The sequence below is a fragment of the Streptomyces sp. TRM49041 genome (genome assembly GCF_008271805.1).
Classification (GTDB): domain Bacteria; phylum Actinomycetota; class Actinomycetes; order Streptomycetales; family Streptomycetaceae; genus Streptomyces.
Genome location: NZ_VSRY01000101.1, coordinates 82,271 through 97,699, shown reverse-complemented (window position 1 = coordinate 97,699; position 15,429 = coordinate 82,271). Strand labels below are relative to the sequence as shown.

At 69.4% G+C, this 15,429-nt stretch carries 11 protein-coding genes; 9 read left to right on the top strand and 2 right to left on the bottom strand.

The window, feature by feature from the left end; all coding sequences use genetic code 11:
• Positions 1-77: 77 nt before the first annotated feature.
• On the top strand, positions 78-647 hold the full coding sequence (locus FVS66_RS10745) for a CGNR zinc finger domain-containing protein (RefSeq protein WP_149180807.1): 570 nt from the start codon (positions 78-80) through the stop codon (positions 645-647).
• A gap of 405 nt (positions 648-1,052) precedes the next feature.
• Here FVS66_RS10745 and FVS66_RS10740 read toward each other — a convergent pair whose 3' ends face one another.
• Positions 1,053-1,691 (bottom strand): ABATE domain-containing protein, encoded by a 639-nt coding sequence (locus tag FVS66_RS10740; RefSeq protein WP_149180788.1) that lies wholly within the window; start codon positions 1,689-1,691, stop codon positions 1,053-1,055.
• A gap of 94 nt (positions 1,692-1,785) precedes the next feature.
• On the opposite strand from FVS66_RS10740, the gene FVS66_RS10735 reads away from it, so the two are divergent.
• A complete protein-coding gene (locus tag FVS66_RS10735) occupies positions 1,786-2,328 on the top strand; it encodes an HPP family protein (protein WP_399225287.1) in 543 nt (180 codons plus the stop codon).
• A gap of 297 nt (positions 2,329-2,625) precedes the next feature.
• Here the strand turns inward: FVS66_RS10735 and FVS66_RS10730 are convergent, their stop codons facing one another.
• On the bottom strand, positions 2,626-6,453 hold the full coding sequence (locus FVS66_RS10730) for a GH92 family glycosyl hydrolase (RefSeq protein ID WP_262386918.1): 3,828 nt from the start codon (positions 6,451-6,453) through the stop codon (positions 2,626-2,628).
• 422 nt (positions 6,454-6,875) lie between these two features.
• On the opposite strand from FVS66_RS10730, the gene ngcE reads away from it, so the two are divergent.
• The 7 genes from ngcE to FVS66_RS10695 all read left to right on the top strand — a co-directional run bounded on the left by ngcE (position 6,876) and on the right by FVS66_RS10695 (position 15,231).
• Positions 6,876-8,351, top strand: coding sequence for an N-acetylglucosamine/diacetylchitobiose ABC transporter substrate-binding protein (gene ngcE, locus FVS66_RS10725; protein WP_187645464.1), 1,476 nt, complete (start codon positions 6,876-6,878; stop codon positions 8,349-8,351).
• Positions 8,352-8,372: 21 nt separating this feature from the next.
• Complete coding sequence (locus FVS66_RS10720; RefSeq protein ID WP_149180786.1) at positions 8,373-9,296, top strand: carbohydrate ABC transporter permease; 924 nt, start codon at positions 8,373-8,375, stop codon at positions 9,294-9,296.
• A gap of 11 nt (positions 9,297-9,307) precedes the next feature.
• Positions 9,308-10,270: a carbohydrate ABC transporter permease gene (locus FVS66_RS10715; RefSeq protein WP_149180785.1), complete on the top strand. Its 963-nt coding sequence runs from the start codon at positions 9,308-9,310 to the stop codon at positions 10,268-10,270.
• A gap of 228 nt (positions 10,271-10,498) precedes the next feature.
• Complete coding sequence (locus FVS66_RS10710) at positions 10,499-11,710, top strand: ROK family transcriptional regulator (RefSeq protein ID WP_149180784.1); 1,212 nt, start codon at positions 10,499-10,501, stop codon at positions 11,708-11,710.
• A gap of 121 nt (positions 11,711-11,831) precedes the next feature.
• Positions 11,832-12,929, top strand: a complete 1,098-nt coding sequence (locus FVS66_RS10705; RefSeq protein WP_262386917.1) for a substrate-binding domain-containing protein — start codon at positions 11,832-11,834, stop codon at positions 12,927-12,929.
• Positions 12,930-13,132: 203 nt separating this feature from the next.
• On the top strand, positions 13,133-13,927 hold the full coding sequence (locus FVS66_RS10700; RefSeq protein ID WP_187645463.1) for an ATP-binding cassette domain-containing protein: 795 nt from the start codon (positions 13,133-13,135) through the stop codon (positions 13,925-13,927).
• Positions 13,924-15,231, top strand: a complete 1,308-nt coding sequence (locus tag FVS66_RS10695) for an ABC transporter permease subunit (protein ID WP_149180782.1) — start codon at positions 13,924-13,926, stop codon at positions 15,229-15,231. Before FVS66_RS10700 ends, FVS66_RS10695 begins: the two co-directional genes overlap by 4 nt.
• Positions 15,232-15,429: the final 198 nt, after the last annotated feature.

Genomic DNA, 15,429 nt, shown 5'->3' with positions numbered 1-15,429 from the left:
ACCACTGATCAAGGAATGACCGGTTATCGTGGGCCGTGTGAGACCGCCGCCCCCGCACAGGAAGGTCCAGAGCCGTGCTGCCGCACACCGAGGCCGACCCGAGGCCGCTGACCGGCGAGCCCCTCGCCATCGATCTGCTCAACACCCGCTGGATCGACGGTGCGGGCCACCACGACCTGCTGGAATCCCTCGACGGACTGGCGATCTGGCTCGGCACCCCGCTGGTACGCCAGGCTCTCGGCGGCACGCCGGCACCGGTCGGCCAGGACACGCGGGAGCGGCTCCGCCAGGCCCGTGCCGCTCTCGACGAGGCCGTAGCGAGCCCGGCACGGCCGACGCCCGGTGCGGTCGAAGCCGTCAACGCCGTACTCGCGCACGGGCGGGTACGCCATGTGCTGGGTCCCGAGGGGCCGGACGTCGTCGTCGAGGTGGACGACCCCTCCTGGCTGCCCGCCTGGGCGGCGGTCTCCGACTACCTGCGGCTGCTCGCCGAACGCCCGGAACGCATTCGCTCCTGCGGCAACCCGCAGTGCGTCCTGTTCTTCTACGACGTCTCCAAGAACGGCACCCGGCGCTGGTGCTCGATGGCCGGCTGTGGCAACCGCGCCAAGGCGCAGCGGCACTACGCACGCCACAACCAGCCCTGACGGCGGAGGCCACCGGGCGGCCCGGCGGCGGAGGGCACCGGGACCGCGACCGTGGCCGCCACGGCACGGCGAAGGGCCCGGCCCCGGCATTCGCCGGGGGCCCGGGCCCTTCCGCGCTACCGACAGAGGCGCGGTTCAGTCCTCCGCCGGGCCTTCGACGCGGTACTCGACATCACCCGCGCCGCGTTCCCTCGGGGCCCGGCGGCTCCTCGCCCAGCCGGGGGTCACGCGGTCCTTCCCCGGCCTGAGCGCCGCCGCCAGGGAGAAGGCCGACAGCCTGCAGTGCATAGGCGTGCACTTCGAATGGGACGACCAGGTCGCGCTCGACATGGGCTGCAAGGTCGCCGACCACGTCGCCGCCACCATCGTGAACCGACCGTGCCGCCCGCGCGGCCGGCCCGGACGTCACTCCGCGGGTCGGTTGCGCGCACGACGGCTGTGCCGGGCCACCCGCACCCGGTTCCCGCAGCCCACCGTGCACCAGGCGCGGCGGGCATGGCTCTTGACGAAGTACAGGATGCAGCCGGGCGCGGCGCACGCCCGGATACGGTCGGCGTCCGCGCCGGAGAAGAGCGATACGGCGGCGGCCGCGATCTCCCCGAGCGCCACCCGGCGCGGGTCGCTCTCCAGCCACCGAGGGACGGCGTCGAAGGCCGGCCCCGGGACCAGTTCCCGCCACCGGGCGGCCAGCCGGGCGGCCGCGTTCACCACCGCGGTGTCCTCAGGGGCCGGGCTCCCGTCCGAGGTGCGGGCCGCGGCCAGCCGCCGCAGCGCATGACGGAGGGCCACGAAGGCTTCGAGATGCGCCGCCTCCGCCGGCCCCGAGCGGTCGAGAGCCCGCGCCAGGGCGGGGCTTAACTGCGACCGGTGGGCCGCGAGCCACGCGTCCAGGTCGTCCGGCGCCGTCAGCGCGTCCACCTGATGACCGCGTACCCCGCCCTTGATGTACGTGGTGTTCACCAGCTCCAGCGGCAGGGGCTCACCGGCCAGCGGAAGCTGATCGACCGTCGGCCCGTCCTGATCCTGATGCGTGCTGTCGCTCATCGTCCCATCCTGCCGTTCCTCGACGCCGCGCCTGAAGCTAATGCATAGATATATGCTGCATCCGTTAAGTTACCTCCTCAGGAAGGAAGTTCCCGTGTCCGACTCCCCGGTGACCGCGACGCGGTCCACCCTGTTACAGCGCTGTGCCGCCGCGCTGGCAGGCAAGGCTCCGGCCCGGGCGGCGAGGTCCGCCATCTCGGTCGCCACCCTCGCCGGAGTGGTGGCGCTGCTCCTCCTCGTCGCCATCGGCGTGCTGATCGACCAGACCGTGCTCATCCCGCCGCTCGCCGCCAGCGCCGCACTGGTCTTCGCCGCCCCGGCCCTCCCGCTGGCCCAGCCGCGCAGCGTCGTCGGCGGCCAGCTGATCTCCGCCGTCGTGGGCTTCGTCTGCCTGGCGGTGGGCGGCAGTTCCATCTGGACCTCCGCGGTCGCCGGCGGCCTCGCCATCGGGGCGATGGCGCTGGCCCGGGCGCCGCACTCGCCGGCCGCCGCGACCTCGGTCATCGTCGTCCTCACCGAGCCGCCGACGGCCGTCTTCCTGCTGCTCCTGCTGGTGGCCACACTGGTCCTGGTCGGCGTGGGCATCATCGTCGGGCGCAGCGGCAGGACGGCCCGCTACCCCACCTACTGGTGGTAGTCCCGGATGACCGGGCGATACGGGCAGCCGCTCCTCACCCCACCGGTCCAGCGGCACCAGGAACGACACGGGAGCCGCCGCAGCTACGCCGACACAGGACCCCGGCCTTCGCCGACTACCGGGGCGACAAGCGGTACATCACCGCCGGGAACCTCGACCACGAGAGCAGGGGGCGCTGCCGCTGATGGACTATTCGTCCAGAGCGACGCACTCGACCCGGTGCGGCAGCGGATCGCCGAACCGGAATCGGAGAACGCCCGGTTGAAGGAACCGTCCGCGGCGGCCCTGACGGCGCCCCTACGAGAGCAGTTCCACCTCTGCCAGCTCGGACCCGCCGCCGCCGAACAGCAGCCGGTACCCGGTGTACGCGCCCGGCGACGCCACCGTGAACGCCCGCGTCTGGTGGTCCCAGGCGAAGGTCTCGCCCGCCCGCCGGTCCACCTCCCGCCAGGTCACGCCGTCCGTCGAGCCCTCCAGGACCCAGCCGCTCGGTGCCGTCGCCCCGGCCGACGACGTCAGGGTGTACTGGACGGCCCTGACCGGTGACGTGCCCCGGACCGGCAGGTCAAGGCGGCCGGCCAGCGCCGTGGTCGCCGACGTGTCGTCGAAGAGCGCGCCCGGGCCCGTCAGGGCGTCGCGGCGGGGCGTCGGCACCCGGTCGTCCTGAGTGATCGAGGCGGGCGCCGCGTCCGGGCCCGTGCCCCAGGCCGACGGCCTCGGGCCCATCTCGAAGTCCAGGGTCCCGCCCCGGGCGAGCACCGCGTGGGGCAGGGCCGTGGACGTCCACGGGCGGCCGTTGACGCGGACGCCCTGGACGTAGAGGTTCTCCGCGCTGTTCTCCGGGGCCCGGACCACCAGCGTGCGGCCGTTGTCCATCCGTACCGTGGCCTTCTTGAACAGCGGCGAGCCGATCGCGTACTCCCCGCTGCCCATCACCAGCGGATAGAAGCCCAGCGCGGAGAAGAGATACCAGGCCGACTGCTCGCCGTTGTCCTCGTCGCCGTGGTATCCCTGCCCGATCTCGCTGCCCACGTACAGCCGGGACAGCACCTCGCGGACCTTCTCCTGCGTCTTCCACGGCTGCGCGGCCGCGTTGTACATGTACGTGACGTGGTGGGCGACCTGGTTGGAGTGCCCGTACATGCCCATCCGCACATCCCGGGCCTCCGTCATCTCGTGGATCACGCTGCCGTACGAGCCCACGAACTCCGGTGACGCCGTCTCGGGCGTGGCGAAGTACGTGTCCAGCTTCGCGCCGAGCGCCTTCCGCCCGCCGTACAGGTTCGCCAGCCCCCGGCTGTCCTGCGGGGCCGTGAAGGCGTAGCCCCAGCCGTTGGTCTCCGTGTAGTCGTAGCCCCAGACCCTGGGGTCGTAGGACGCCGACGGCACCCGCCACCCGCCGCGCGCGTCCCGCCCCTGGAAGAAGCCCGCCTCCCGGTCGAACAGCGCCACATAGCCCCGCGCGCGGTTCAGGAAGTAGTCCGCCTCCTCCCCGTACCGCGCCTTGCCGGTCCGCCGGTGCAGCGCCTCGGCCATCCGGGCCAGGCCGTAGTCGTTGATATAGCCCTCCATCGACCACGACAGGCCCTCGTGCGTCTCCGTCGACGCGTAGCCGGCGAACGGGGACGTCACCATGCCCTTGCGCCCCACGCCCCGGCTCGGCGGCACCACCGTCGCGTTCTTCAGCGCCGCCTCGTACGCCGCCTCCGCGTCGAAGCGCACACCCTTGACGTACGCGTCGGCGAACGCCACGTCCGACGACGTGCCGGTCATCAGGTCCGCGTAGCCCGGCGACGACCAGCGGGAGATCCAGCCGCCGTCCCTGTACTGCTGCACGAAGCCGTCGACCAGCTCGCCCGCCCGGCGAGGCGTGAGGAAGGAGTACGCGGGCCAAGTCGTCCGGTACGTGTCCCAGAAGCCGTTGTTGACGTACACCTCTCCGTCGACGATCCTCGCGCCCGTGTGCGTCGGCGTGTCCGGTCCGGTCCGCGGCGAGAAGGGGCTGGCGTAGCGCCGGCGGCCGTCGACCTCCTCGTGGCCGGAGTTGGGGTACAGATACAGCCGGTACAGACCCGAGTAGAGCGTCGTGAGCTGGTCGCGCGTCGCGCCCTCCACCCGTACCCGGCCCAGGACCTCGTCCCACTCCGCCTGCGCCCTCGCCCGTACGGAGGCGAAAGGCGCGTACGGCGGGATCTCCGCGGCCAGGTTCCGCCGCGCCTGCTCCACGCCGATCAGGGACGTCGCCATCCGCAGCGTCACCGTGCGGTCCCGGCCCGCGGCGAACCGCAGGAAGCCGCGTACGCCCTCGGACGACGAAGCGGTGACCGGCGCGTCGAAGACGCCGTACACGAACATCCGTGTCGCGCCCGTCGACAGGCCGCTCTTCACATCGGAGTAGCCGGTGAAGGAGCGGCGCGCCGGGTCCAGGGTCAGGCCGCCCTCCCGTGTGATGTTGTCGAAGACCACCGACGCGTCGTCACCGGGGTAGGTGAACCGCATCATCGCCGCGTGGTCGGACGGTGCGATCTCCGCCGTCAGGCCGTTCTCGAACCGGACGCGGTAGTGGTGCGGCCGCGCCGTCTCGTTCTCGTGGCGGAAGGCGAGTGCTCGGGCCGCCCGGTCGGTGGGTGGGGCACCGGGACCGGGCGCGGCCGACGGCATCAGCTGGAACGTCTGCCGGTCGCCCATCCAGGGGCTCGGCTCGTGGCTGGCGCTGAACGCCTGCACCGTGGGCAGGTTGGCGGCGTTGTTGCCGCGGGCGTACTCGTACAGCCAGCTCTTCGACGCCGCGTTCGTCACCGGCGTCCAGAAGTTGAAGCCGTGCGGCACGGCGGTCGCCGGGAAGGTGTTGCCGCGCGAGAAGGAGCCGCTGGAGTTGGTGCCGCGCACCGTCGAGACGTAGGCGGAGGGGCGGGCGGACGCCGGCTCGGGGGCGGCGCGGCGCAGCGTGACGTCGTCGATCCAGCCCTGGAACCGCGCGGGCCCGCCGGGGGAGTCGTACGCCACGAGGATCCGGTCGACGACCCGTCCGGCCGCGACCGCGCCGATGCCGGCGGTGACCTGGTTCCACTGGTTGACGTACAGCCGTTTGGCGGCGGCCTGGCCGTGCGGGGTGAGCGGACCGCCGTGGCTGTCGACGGCGCCCAGGTCGCTCAGGTAGGTGCCGTCGGTGAAGGCGAGATCCACCGCGATGTGCGTCGCGGGGTAGCGGAGGTCGGTCGCCGTGCCGGACGGTCCTGTGGGGAGGGAGGGGAAGACCCGGTAGGACAGCTCGGTGCCGCGGCCGACCACCGTGTGCACGTCGAAGATCTTGTTGTACGCGTAGCTCCGGCCGGCCGCGCGGTGCGTCCCGGCGTAGCGCAGCGCCCGCAGCCCGGTGAACCCGGCGTGGGCCTTGGCGGTGGGGGAGCCTGCCGGTCCCCGGTCGACACGGGTGCGCATGGAGCGGGGGACGGGCGTGGTGGTGTCGCCGTTCGAGAACTGGACGTCGGCGAGCTGGACGATGCCCGGCGCGCCGTTGTTCCCGGTGATCTCCAGGCGGTAATGCGCGTACGCCGTCGAATGGCCGAATTCGTATGTCCGGGTCTGGAAGCGGTCCTCGAATATCTGGTTCTCGCGGCTGTCCAGAATCCGCCACTCCGCGCCGTCGGCCGAGCCTTTGAGGGTCCAGTTCTTCGGATCGCGTTCGGCGTGGTCGTTCGCCGAGGTCAGTGCGTAGGTGACGACCTTGACCGGTTCGTCCAGGCCGAATTCGAGCCAGGCCGTCGGGGTGAACGTCAGCCATTTCGTGGTCGGCTCGATGTCGAGCAGGTTCTCCTTGGTCTCGCCGGCGTCCGGGTGTTCACCACTGGCGCGCGCCCGGGTGACCCGGTCGGTCACATTGCCCGGGATTCCGGCGGAGAACGCGCCGTCCACGCCGTTCGCGCGCTCCCGGCCGTCCGGTCCGGTCTCCACGGTGTCGCGCCAGTCCGGCCGCGCCTCGTGCGGCTCGAACGATGTGCTGAACTCGCCTGTGACGGGGGACGGTTGGTCCGGTAACGCCTGGGCCGCCGACGGCGCTCCGGTCACGAGCAGCGAGACGGCCGCCGCCATGGCGGCGGCCGTCCGAAGAGGTCTGGACCGCATCCGGCTACCTCCTGACCGCGCTGGGACAACGTTGTCAAGCTCTGCTGTGCGAGCTCCAGTAGGGAGGTAAGTGGTGGTCGGCGTCAAGGGTGTTGAACGGAGCGGAAGGAAGGGTTAATTCTTTCCAGTGATCGATTCGATCTTCTCATGCCGCCGCGCGTGCGGGTATTTCCCCCAGGTCTCAACTAGGGAAAGACTCCTGCCGAAAACTGTTATCGATCTTGCCCCGCCGACCTGAAGTGGACTATACCTGTCGGCGTCCGTGCGGCCGCCTCCCCGAGCCGGCGCGCGGCACGCGACTCCCTGCACGAACCAGCACGACCAAGCCGCAAGAGACCGCGGTGGCGGGGCCCTTCGCCTCAGGCGAGCCGTACGGGCGACCGGCACACCGCCTGAGTCCTGGAGAAGGCGAGGACTTGAGCATGGGATCCACCTCCGCACGCGACAACGGCTCCACCCCGGACGGCCATGGGGGCCGTCCGGCCCCCGGCCGCCGCGATCTGATCAAGCGGTCCGCCGCGCTCGGCCTGATCACCGTTCCCACGATGAGCTTCTTGTCCGCCTGTGCCACCGGCGGCGGTGGCGGCCACGGCCCGTCGGCGGCGCCCGCCGGCGAGAAGACCGACAAGAACCCGCTCGGCGTCAAGGACGGCGCCGCGCTGGAGGCGTTCATCTTCAAGGGCGGCCTGGGCGACCAGTACGCCAAGGACGCCGAGGCCGACTACAGGGCCCTCTACAAGGCCGAGGTCAAGCACACCGGCACCCAACAGGTCGGCCCCAAGCTCACCCCGCGCTTCGCCGGCGGCAACCCGCCCGACGTCATCGACAACTCCGGCGCCGACCACCTGGACATGAACAAGCTCTCCACACAGGGCCAGCTCCAGGACCTCGCCGCCCTCCTCGACGCGGCGTCCCTCGACGACCCGGCCAAGAAGGTACGGGACACCATCCACCCGAGCACCATCGAGAAGGGCAAGCACGGCGACACCTTCGACGTGCTCTACTACGCCTTCACCATCTATGGCACCTGGTACTCGCAGAAGCTCCTGGACTCCAAGGGCTGGACCTACCCCAGAACCCTCGACGAGATGGTCACGCTCTGCGGCGAGATCAAGAAGGCCGGCATCGCGCCCTGGACGTACGCGGGCAAGTATCCGTACTACGTCCACTTCAACCTCTTCGCCCAGATCGCCAAGATCGGCGGCATGGAGAAGTGGATCGCCATCGACAATCTGGAGCCGGGCGCCTGGACGTCCAACGACGCCGTCCGGCAGGTCGTCGAGCACTACGAGGAACTCGCCGCGAAGAAGTACTTCCTCGAAGGCAGCCAGGGCCTGACCCACATCCAGTCGCAGACCGCGTGGAACAAGGGCAAGGCCGTCTTCATCCCCAACGGCTCCTGGGTCGAGAACGAGTCCGCCCCCACCACACCGGACGACTTCGGCATGTCCGTCGGCGCGCTCTTCGACGGCAGCGGCGACAAGATGCCGCACGGCACCCTGCGCGGTGAGCCCAGCGAGCCGTACATCGTCTCCGCCAAGGGCAAGAACCCGGTCGGCGGCATGGAGCTGCTGCGCATCATGCTGTCGAAGAAGCACGCCCAGAACTTCGCCACCAAGGTGAAGTCCCTGACCTGCGTCATGGACGCTACCGAGGGCATGACCCTCTCACCCGGCCTCGCCTCCGCCAGCAAGGTCTTCAAGGAGGCCGGTGACAACCTGATCAGCCTTCAGCTCCAGGAGTGGTACCCGGCGCTGACCGACGAGAAGATCGGCGGTCTCACCGGGCAGCTGCTCACCGGTGAGCTGAAGGCGGCCGACTGGATCAAGAAGACCCAGGCGGAGGCCGACAAGGTGGCCAAGGACAGTTCTGTCACCAAGTTCAAGCGAACCGCCTGAAGGGAAGGGCCGGGGAGCCCCATGCAACACGGCAAGTACCGATTCATCGTGGGCTTCCTGGCCCTGCCTCTGCTCATCTACGGGGTCTTCGTCGTCTCGCCCTTCGTACAGGCTTTCCAGATCTCGATGACGGACTGGTCCGGCCTCGTCGGGAGCGCGCGGTTCATCGGCTTCGACAACTTCGTCAGGCTGTGGCAGAGCGACGAGTTCTGGAACGCGCTGCGCCACAACGTCTACATGCTGGCGCTGGTCCCGGTGGTCACCCTCGGACTGGGGCTGTTCTTCGCCTTCATGCTCAACGTGGGCGGCCGACGGCGCAGGAACGAGGTCGTCACCGGTGTGGCGGGCTCACGGTTCTACAAGTTCGTCTTCTTCTTCCCGCAGGTCATCTCCATCACGATCATCGCCGTCATCTGGTTCAACATCTACAATCCGGACCCGGTCGACGGCATGCTGAACTCGCTCCTCGGCGGGCTCGGTCTGGAGAGTCTGCAGAACGCCTGGCTGGGGGAGAAGAGCCTCGCGCTCTGGTGTATCAGCGCGGTCATGGTCTGGGGCCATGTCGGCTTCTACGTGGTGCTGTTCTCCGCGGCGATGGCCACCATCCCGCGCGACATCTACGAGGCGGCCCTGCTCGACGGCGCCAACCGTTTCCACACCTTCTTCCGGATCACGCTGCCCCTGCTCTGGGACACGGTCCAGACCGGCTGGGTGTACATGGGCATCATCGCCCTGGACGCCTTCGCCCTGGTCCAGATCATGTCGGTGAACATGGGCGGTCCCGACGGCGCGACCGACGTCATGCCGCTCAGGCTCTACCTGACGGCGTTCCGCGACAGCCAGTACGGCTACGCCGCGGCCATGGGCGTCGCGATGCTCGTCGTCACGATGACCTTCGCCGTGCTCACGCTGCGCTTCGCGCGCCGTGAGCGGATCGAGTACTGAGAGGGCGGCGGATGACCACCGACGAGATCCAGAAGGTCGACGAACCGGCGGAGGACCTGCCGGGCACAGGAACCGGTACCGGTACAGGTGCCGGGGGACTCCCCGGCGAGCCGGGACCGGCGGAGGGCCGCCGCGCCGCCGAGGGCGGGGTCCTCAACGTCTTCTCGCACGGCATCCTCGTGCTGTGGGCGCTGATGGTGGGCGTGCCGCTGCTGTGGGTGCTGTGGAGTGCCTTCAAGGACAGCAACGGCATCCTCACCGACCCGTGGGGCCTGCCGACCGTCCTGCACTGGGAGAACTGGTCCAACGCCTGGAACGACGCGAACATGGGCCGGTACTTCGTGAACACCGCCATCGTGGTCGGCGGCTCGGTCGCCGGAACGATGGTGTTCGGCTCGATGGCCGCGTATGTGCTGGCCCGCTTCACCTTCCCCGGGAACCGGCTCATCTACTACCTGTTCGTCGCCGGGATGTCCTTCCCGGTGTTCATGCTGGTGATCCCGCTCTTCTTCGTGCTGCGCGACTTCCCGGGCAGTTCCCTGCTGGCGACGTACCACGGACTGATTCTCGTCTACATCGCCTATTCGCTGCCGTTCACCGTCTTCTTCATGACGGCGTTCTTCCGGACGCTGCCGACCTCGGTGGCGGAGGCGGCGATGATCGACGGTGCCTCGCACACCCGGACGTTCTTCCAGGTGATGCTGCCGATGGCCAAGCCGGGGCTGATCAGTATCGGGATCTTCAACTTCCTGGGGCAGTGGAACCAGTACCTGCTGCCGATGGTGCTGAACCAGCAGGAGGACAAGTACGTCCTCACCCAGGGCCTGGCGATGATCGCGCTGCAGCAGGGCTACGAGAACGACTGGGGCGCCCTCATGGCGGGAATGATGATCGCCATGCTGCCTGTGCTGGTGGTATACGCGATCTTCCAGAGGCAGGTGCAGTCCGGACTCACCGCGGGGGCGCTCAAGTAACACCGAGCCATTCGCGCGTACGAATCCCGTACGAATCAAGAACCGCCCGTTGGTGTGATCGCACACCGGCGGGCGGTTTCTCTGTGCGGCATGGCTGACAATTCGGATTTTTCTGGACTTTACCCGCTCATCAGAGCTTCGTAATGCTCAAGGTCTTGACGGGGGCCAACCCTAAACGCTCAGCTTAGAGTTCACATGTTGGAGAAAACGGCAGGAGTGAGAGAGTCGATGGAGACTCCGGGGTCGCAGACATCTCTGCATCGCGCCAACCTCGAGCGGGTTGTGCGCGCCGTCCGCATGGCCGGTTCCCTCACCCAGGCGGAGATCGCCAGGGCGACGGGCCTGTCCGCCGCGACGGTCTCCAACATCGTGCGTGAACTCAAGGACGGCGGCACGGTCGAGGTCACCCCCACCTCCGCCGGTGGCCGCCGGGCCCGCAGCGTCTCGCTCAGCGGCGACGCCGGGATCGTCATCGGTGTGGACTTCGGGCATACGCACCTGCGCGTCGCCGTCGGCAACCTCGCCCACCAGGTGCTCGCCGAGGAATCCGAGCCGCTCGATGTCGACGCGTCCTCCGCGGAGGGCTTCGACCGGGCGGAACAGCTGGTCAAACGGCTGATCGAGGCCACCGGCATCGGCCCAGGCAAGGTCATCGGCGTCGGCCTCGGCGTGCCGGGCCCGATCGACGTCTCCTCCGGCACGCTCGGCTCCACCTCGATCCTTCCGGGCTGGACCGGCATCAACCCGAGCCAGGAGCTCTCCGCCCGCCTCGGTGTCCCCGTGTACGTCGACAACGACGCCAACCTCGGCGCACTCGGTGAGATGGTCTGGGGCGCCGGCCGCGGCGTCCGCGACCTCGCGTACATCAAGGTCGCCAGCGGTGTCGGCGCCGGTCTCGTCATCGACGGGAAGATCTACCGGGGCCCCGGCGGCACGGCCGGCGAGATCGGCCACATCACGCTCGACGAGTCGGGTCCCGTCTGCCGCTGCGGCAACCGCGGCTGCCTGGAGACCTTCACCGCCGCCCGGTACGTCCTGCCGCTGCTCCAGCCCGGCCACGGCCCCGACCTCACCATGGAGCGGGTCGTCCAGCTCGCCCGCGAGGGCGACCCGGGCTGCCGCCGTGTCGTCGCCGACGTCGGACGCCACATCGGCAGCGGTGTCGCCAACCTCTGCAATCTGCTCAACCCCAGCCGGGTCGTCCTCGGCGGCGACCTCGCGGAGGCCGGTGAGCTGGTCCTGGCGCCCATCCGCGAGTCCGTGTCGCGGTACGCCATCCCCAGCGCCGCCCGCCATCTGTCCGTGGCTCCGGGCGCCCTCGGCGGGCGCGCCGAGGTGCTGGGCGCCCTCGCGCTCGTACTGAGCGAAATGGGCGATTCGACCCTTCTGGAGGGTGGTCAGCAGGCCCCCACAGGGGTCGCTACGCCTGCGTTCACTTAGATAACGCATGGCACCGTTGTCATCTCGTTAAGAATTTACTCCTTGACGATGGCGTGGCGGCCGAGTTGACTCACAGCCACCTCGGCCGCAGTGTCGCGGCCTCGTCAGGGAGGCAACCCATATGAACGCAATGACGCGACGTGTCGTCATAGGTACGGCCGCGGTTTCGATGGCCGTATCGCTCGCCGCCTGTGGCAAGGCGGGAGACGGCGCCACCGCCGGCGGTGACGGTGACGGCAAGACCATCGGTCTGCTGCTGCCGGAGAACAAGACCACGCGCTACGAGACCTTCGACCGCCCGATCATCGAGGCGAAGATCAAGGAACTCTGCGAGGAGTGCGAGGTCAAGTACAACAACGCCGCGCAGGACACCGAGACGCAGAAGAAGCAGTTCGACGCGCTCGTCACGCAGGGCGTCAAGGTCATCATCCTCGACTCGGTCGACTACAAGGCCACCAAGTCCTGGGTGCAGGACGCGGAGAAGAAGGGCGTCAAGGTCGTCGCGTACGACCGGCTCGCCGAGGGCCCGATCGCCGCGTACGTCTCGTACGACAACGAGAAGATCGGCCGCCTCCAGGGCGAGGGCCTGGTCAAGGCCCTGGGCGACAAGGCCAAGGACGCCAACGTCGTCATGATCAACGGTTCGCCGACCGACCCGAACGCCCCGCTGTTCAAGAAGGGCGCCCACAGCGTCCTCGACACGCAGGTCGGGAAGATCGTCTACGAGCAGGACATCCCGGACTGGTCCCCCGACGAGGCCAGCAAGAAGATGGGCGCCGCCATCGACTCGCTCGGCAAGGACGGCTTCCAGGGCGTCTACTCGGCCAACGACGGCATGGCCGGCGGCATCATCACCGCCCTCAACAAGCAGGGCGTCAAGGTCCCGGTCGGCGGCCAGGACGCCGAGCTCGCCGGTCTGCAGCGCATCCTGAAGGGCGAGCAGTCCTTCACGATCTACAAGCAGATCAAGCCCGAGGCCGAGACCACCGCCGAGATCGCGGTCGCCATCCTCAAGGGCGAGAAGTGGGAGCACCTCACCCCGTCGAAGGTCACCAGCCTCACCGGTGAGTTCAAGAACATCCCGGCGAAGCTGTACGACGCGCAGATCGTGACCAAGGACAACATCGCCGACACGATCATCCTGGACAAGGTCTACAAGGCCGCCGACATCTGCACGGCCGAGTACAAGGCCGCCTGCGAGGCCGCCGGTATCAAGTAACCGGCCCCTCCCCTCCACCCCCCACGCACAGGGCCTGATCGACCCAGGCCCCGACAGGTGAGGCCCGTTCGACCCGGGCCCCTGCCGACTGGTCCGGTGCCCGCCCCGCATCACGCCCCGCAGCGGCGGGCGGGCGCCGGACTCTCCTCGCACCCCTGTGCTCAAACGCACCACCATCCCCGCCCGACCGGCGGGTGAAGGAGATGATTCACGTGTCCGCTACGCCCGTGCTGGCGTTGCGCGGAGTCTCCAAGCGGTTCGGCGCCGTCCAGGCGCTCACCGATGTAGACCTGGAGATCCACGCCGGTGAGGTCGTCGCACTGCTCGGCGACAACGGCGCCGGCAAGTCGACCCTCGTCAAGACGATCTCGGGTGTCCACCCGATCGACGAGGGCACCATCGAGTGGGAAGGCCGCCCGGTCCGGGTCAACCGTCCCAACGAGGCCCAGGACCTGGGGATCGCGACCGTCTACCAGGACCTGGCGCTCTGCGACAACCTCGACGTCGTCGCCAACCTCTTCCTCGGCACCGAGGTGCGCCGCGCCTCCGTCCTCGACGAGATCGCGATGGAGAAGCGCTCGAAGGAGCTCCTCGACACCCTCTCCATCCGCATACCCAGCGTCCGTATCCCGGTCGCCTCGCTCTCCGGTGGCCAGCGCCAGGTCGTCGCCATCGCCCGCGCCCTGATCGGCGACCCCAAGGTCGTCATCCTGGACGAGCCGACCGCCGCCCTCGGTGTCGAGCAGACCGCCCAGGTCCTCGACCTCGTCGAGCGGCTCCGCGAGAACGGCCACGGCGTCATCCTCATCACCCACAACATGGCCGACGTCCGGGCCGTCGCCGACCGCGCCGCCATCCTGCGCCTCGGCCGCAACAACGGTGTCTTCGACGTCAAGGGCACCTCGCACGAAGAGATCATCGCCGCGATCACCGGCGCCACGGACAACGCCGTCACGCGCCGCCAGGCCCGTACGGCCTCGAAGGAGGACGCGAAGTGAGCGACCTCACCAAGACCCCCCGGCGCCGCGGCGCCCACGCCGCGAACGGCTCCGAGGACCAGTCGGCCGCGCCCGTCCCGGCCGTCGACCCACGCCTCCTCGTCCGCGAGGAGGGGCTCAAGGGCTACCTGACCGAGTTCTCCCGCAAGGTGCGCGGCGGCGAGCTGGGATCCCTGCCGGTCATCATCGGCCTGATCGTCATCGCGATCGTCTTCCAGTCGCAGAACAGCAACTTCCTGTCGGCCAGCTCGCTCACCAACATCGTGGTGTACAGCGCGGGCCTCGGCATCATGGCCGTCGGCATCGTCTTCGTCCTCATCCTGGGCGAGATCGACCTGTCGGTCGGCTCGGTCGCGGGCGTCGGCGCCGCCGTCTGGGCGGTGCTCAGCGTCAGCAACGGCGTCAACGACTGGCTCGCGATCGTGATCGCGCTGCTGTCCGGCCTGGGCCTCGGCCTGTTGCACGGCTTCTTCTTCGCCAAGATCGGTGTCCCGGCCTTCGTCGTCACCCTGGCGGGCTTCCTCGGCTGGAGCGGCTTCCAGATCTGGCTGATGGGCTCCGAGGGCACCATCAACATCCCCTCCAGCAGCGTCGTGGAGGACCTCACCGGCTACTACTTCCAGGACAAGGCCGCCGCCTATGGCCTCGCCCTGGTCGCCGTCCTCGCCTACGCGGCGTCGCTGCTGCGGGACACCAAGCGCCGCCGGGCCGCCGCCCTGCCGGGTCGGCCGGCCGGCGAGATCGTGCTGCGGACCGGCGTCGTGGCGCTCATGTGCTTCGCCGGCGCCTACGTGCTGAACGAGCCCGCCGGGGCCCGTGGCCTGCCTCTCGCCCTCGTTCTCTTCCTCGGCGTCCTGGTGGTCGCCGACTTCGTCGCCCGCCGGACCACCTTCGGGCGCCAGGTCTTCGCGGTCGGCGGCAGCTCCGAGGCCGCTCGCCGCGCCGGCATCAACGTGGACCGGGTCCGGATCACCGTGTTCGGCCTCTCCGGCATGCTGGGCGCCTTCGGCGGTCTGTTCATCGCCAGCCTCCAGAGCGGCGCCAGCAAGAGCCTCGGCAGCGGCAACACGCTGATGCTGGTCATCGCGGCCGCCGTCATCGGCGGCACCAGCCTCTTCGGCGGCCGCGGCAAGGTCTGGTCGGCTCTGCTCGGCATGATCGTCATCCAGTCGATCCAGCAGGGCCTGAACATGCTCGGCATGGCCAGCGAGATCCAGTACATGATCACCGGCGCGGTGCTCCTCGCCGCCGTGGTGATCGACTCGGTCTCCCGCAAGACGCAGAAGACCGCCGGACGCGCATAGCGGTACAGATCACCTCCGCAGTGCCTGGCGCCGCGCAACCGGCGCCGGGCACTGCCGCGTCTCCGTACAGGGGCGGCGCATCGGCGTACACCCGGATCGCCCGTCGGTGTGATCATCGGTGTGTCCGACGAGGTACGGCCCGATGTCCACAGTCCGGAACGGAACATTAGACTCGGCGGAATCGGCACGCTCGGCCGG

Bases quoted from the DNA above. Each gene is read 5' to 3' on its own strand.
- FVS66_RS10740 (WP_149180788.1), bottom strand. From the start codon at position 1,691: ATGAGCGACAGCACGCATCAGGATCAGGACGGGCCGACGGTCGATCAG.
- FVS66_RS10730 (WP_262386918.1), bottom strand. From the start codon at position 6,453: ATGCGGTCCAGACCTCTTCGGACGGCCGCCGCCATGGCGGCGGCCGTC.
- ngcE (WP_187645464.1), top strand. From the start codon at position 6,876: ATGGGATCCACCTCCGCACGCGACAACGGCTCCACCCCGGACGGCCAT.
- FVS66_RS10720 (WP_149180786.1), top strand. From the start codon at position 8,373: ATGCAACACGGCAAGTACCGATTCATCGTGGGCTTCCTGGCCCTGCCT.
- FVS66_RS10715 (WP_149180785.1), top strand. From the start codon at position 9,308: ATGACCACCGACGAGATCCAGAAGGTCGACGAACCGGCGGAGGACCTG.
- FVS66_RS10710 (WP_149180784.1), top strand. From the start codon at position 10,499: ATGGAGACTCCGGGGTCGCAGACATCTCTGCATCGCGCCAACCTCGAG.
- FVS66_RS10705 (WP_262386917.1), top strand. From the start codon at position 11,832: ATGAACGCAATGACGCGACGTGTCGTCATAGGTACGGCCGCGGTTTCG.
- FVS66_RS10700 (WP_187645463.1), top strand. From the start codon at position 13,133: ATGATTCACGTGTCCGCTACGCCCGTGCTGGCGTTGCGCGGAGTCTCC.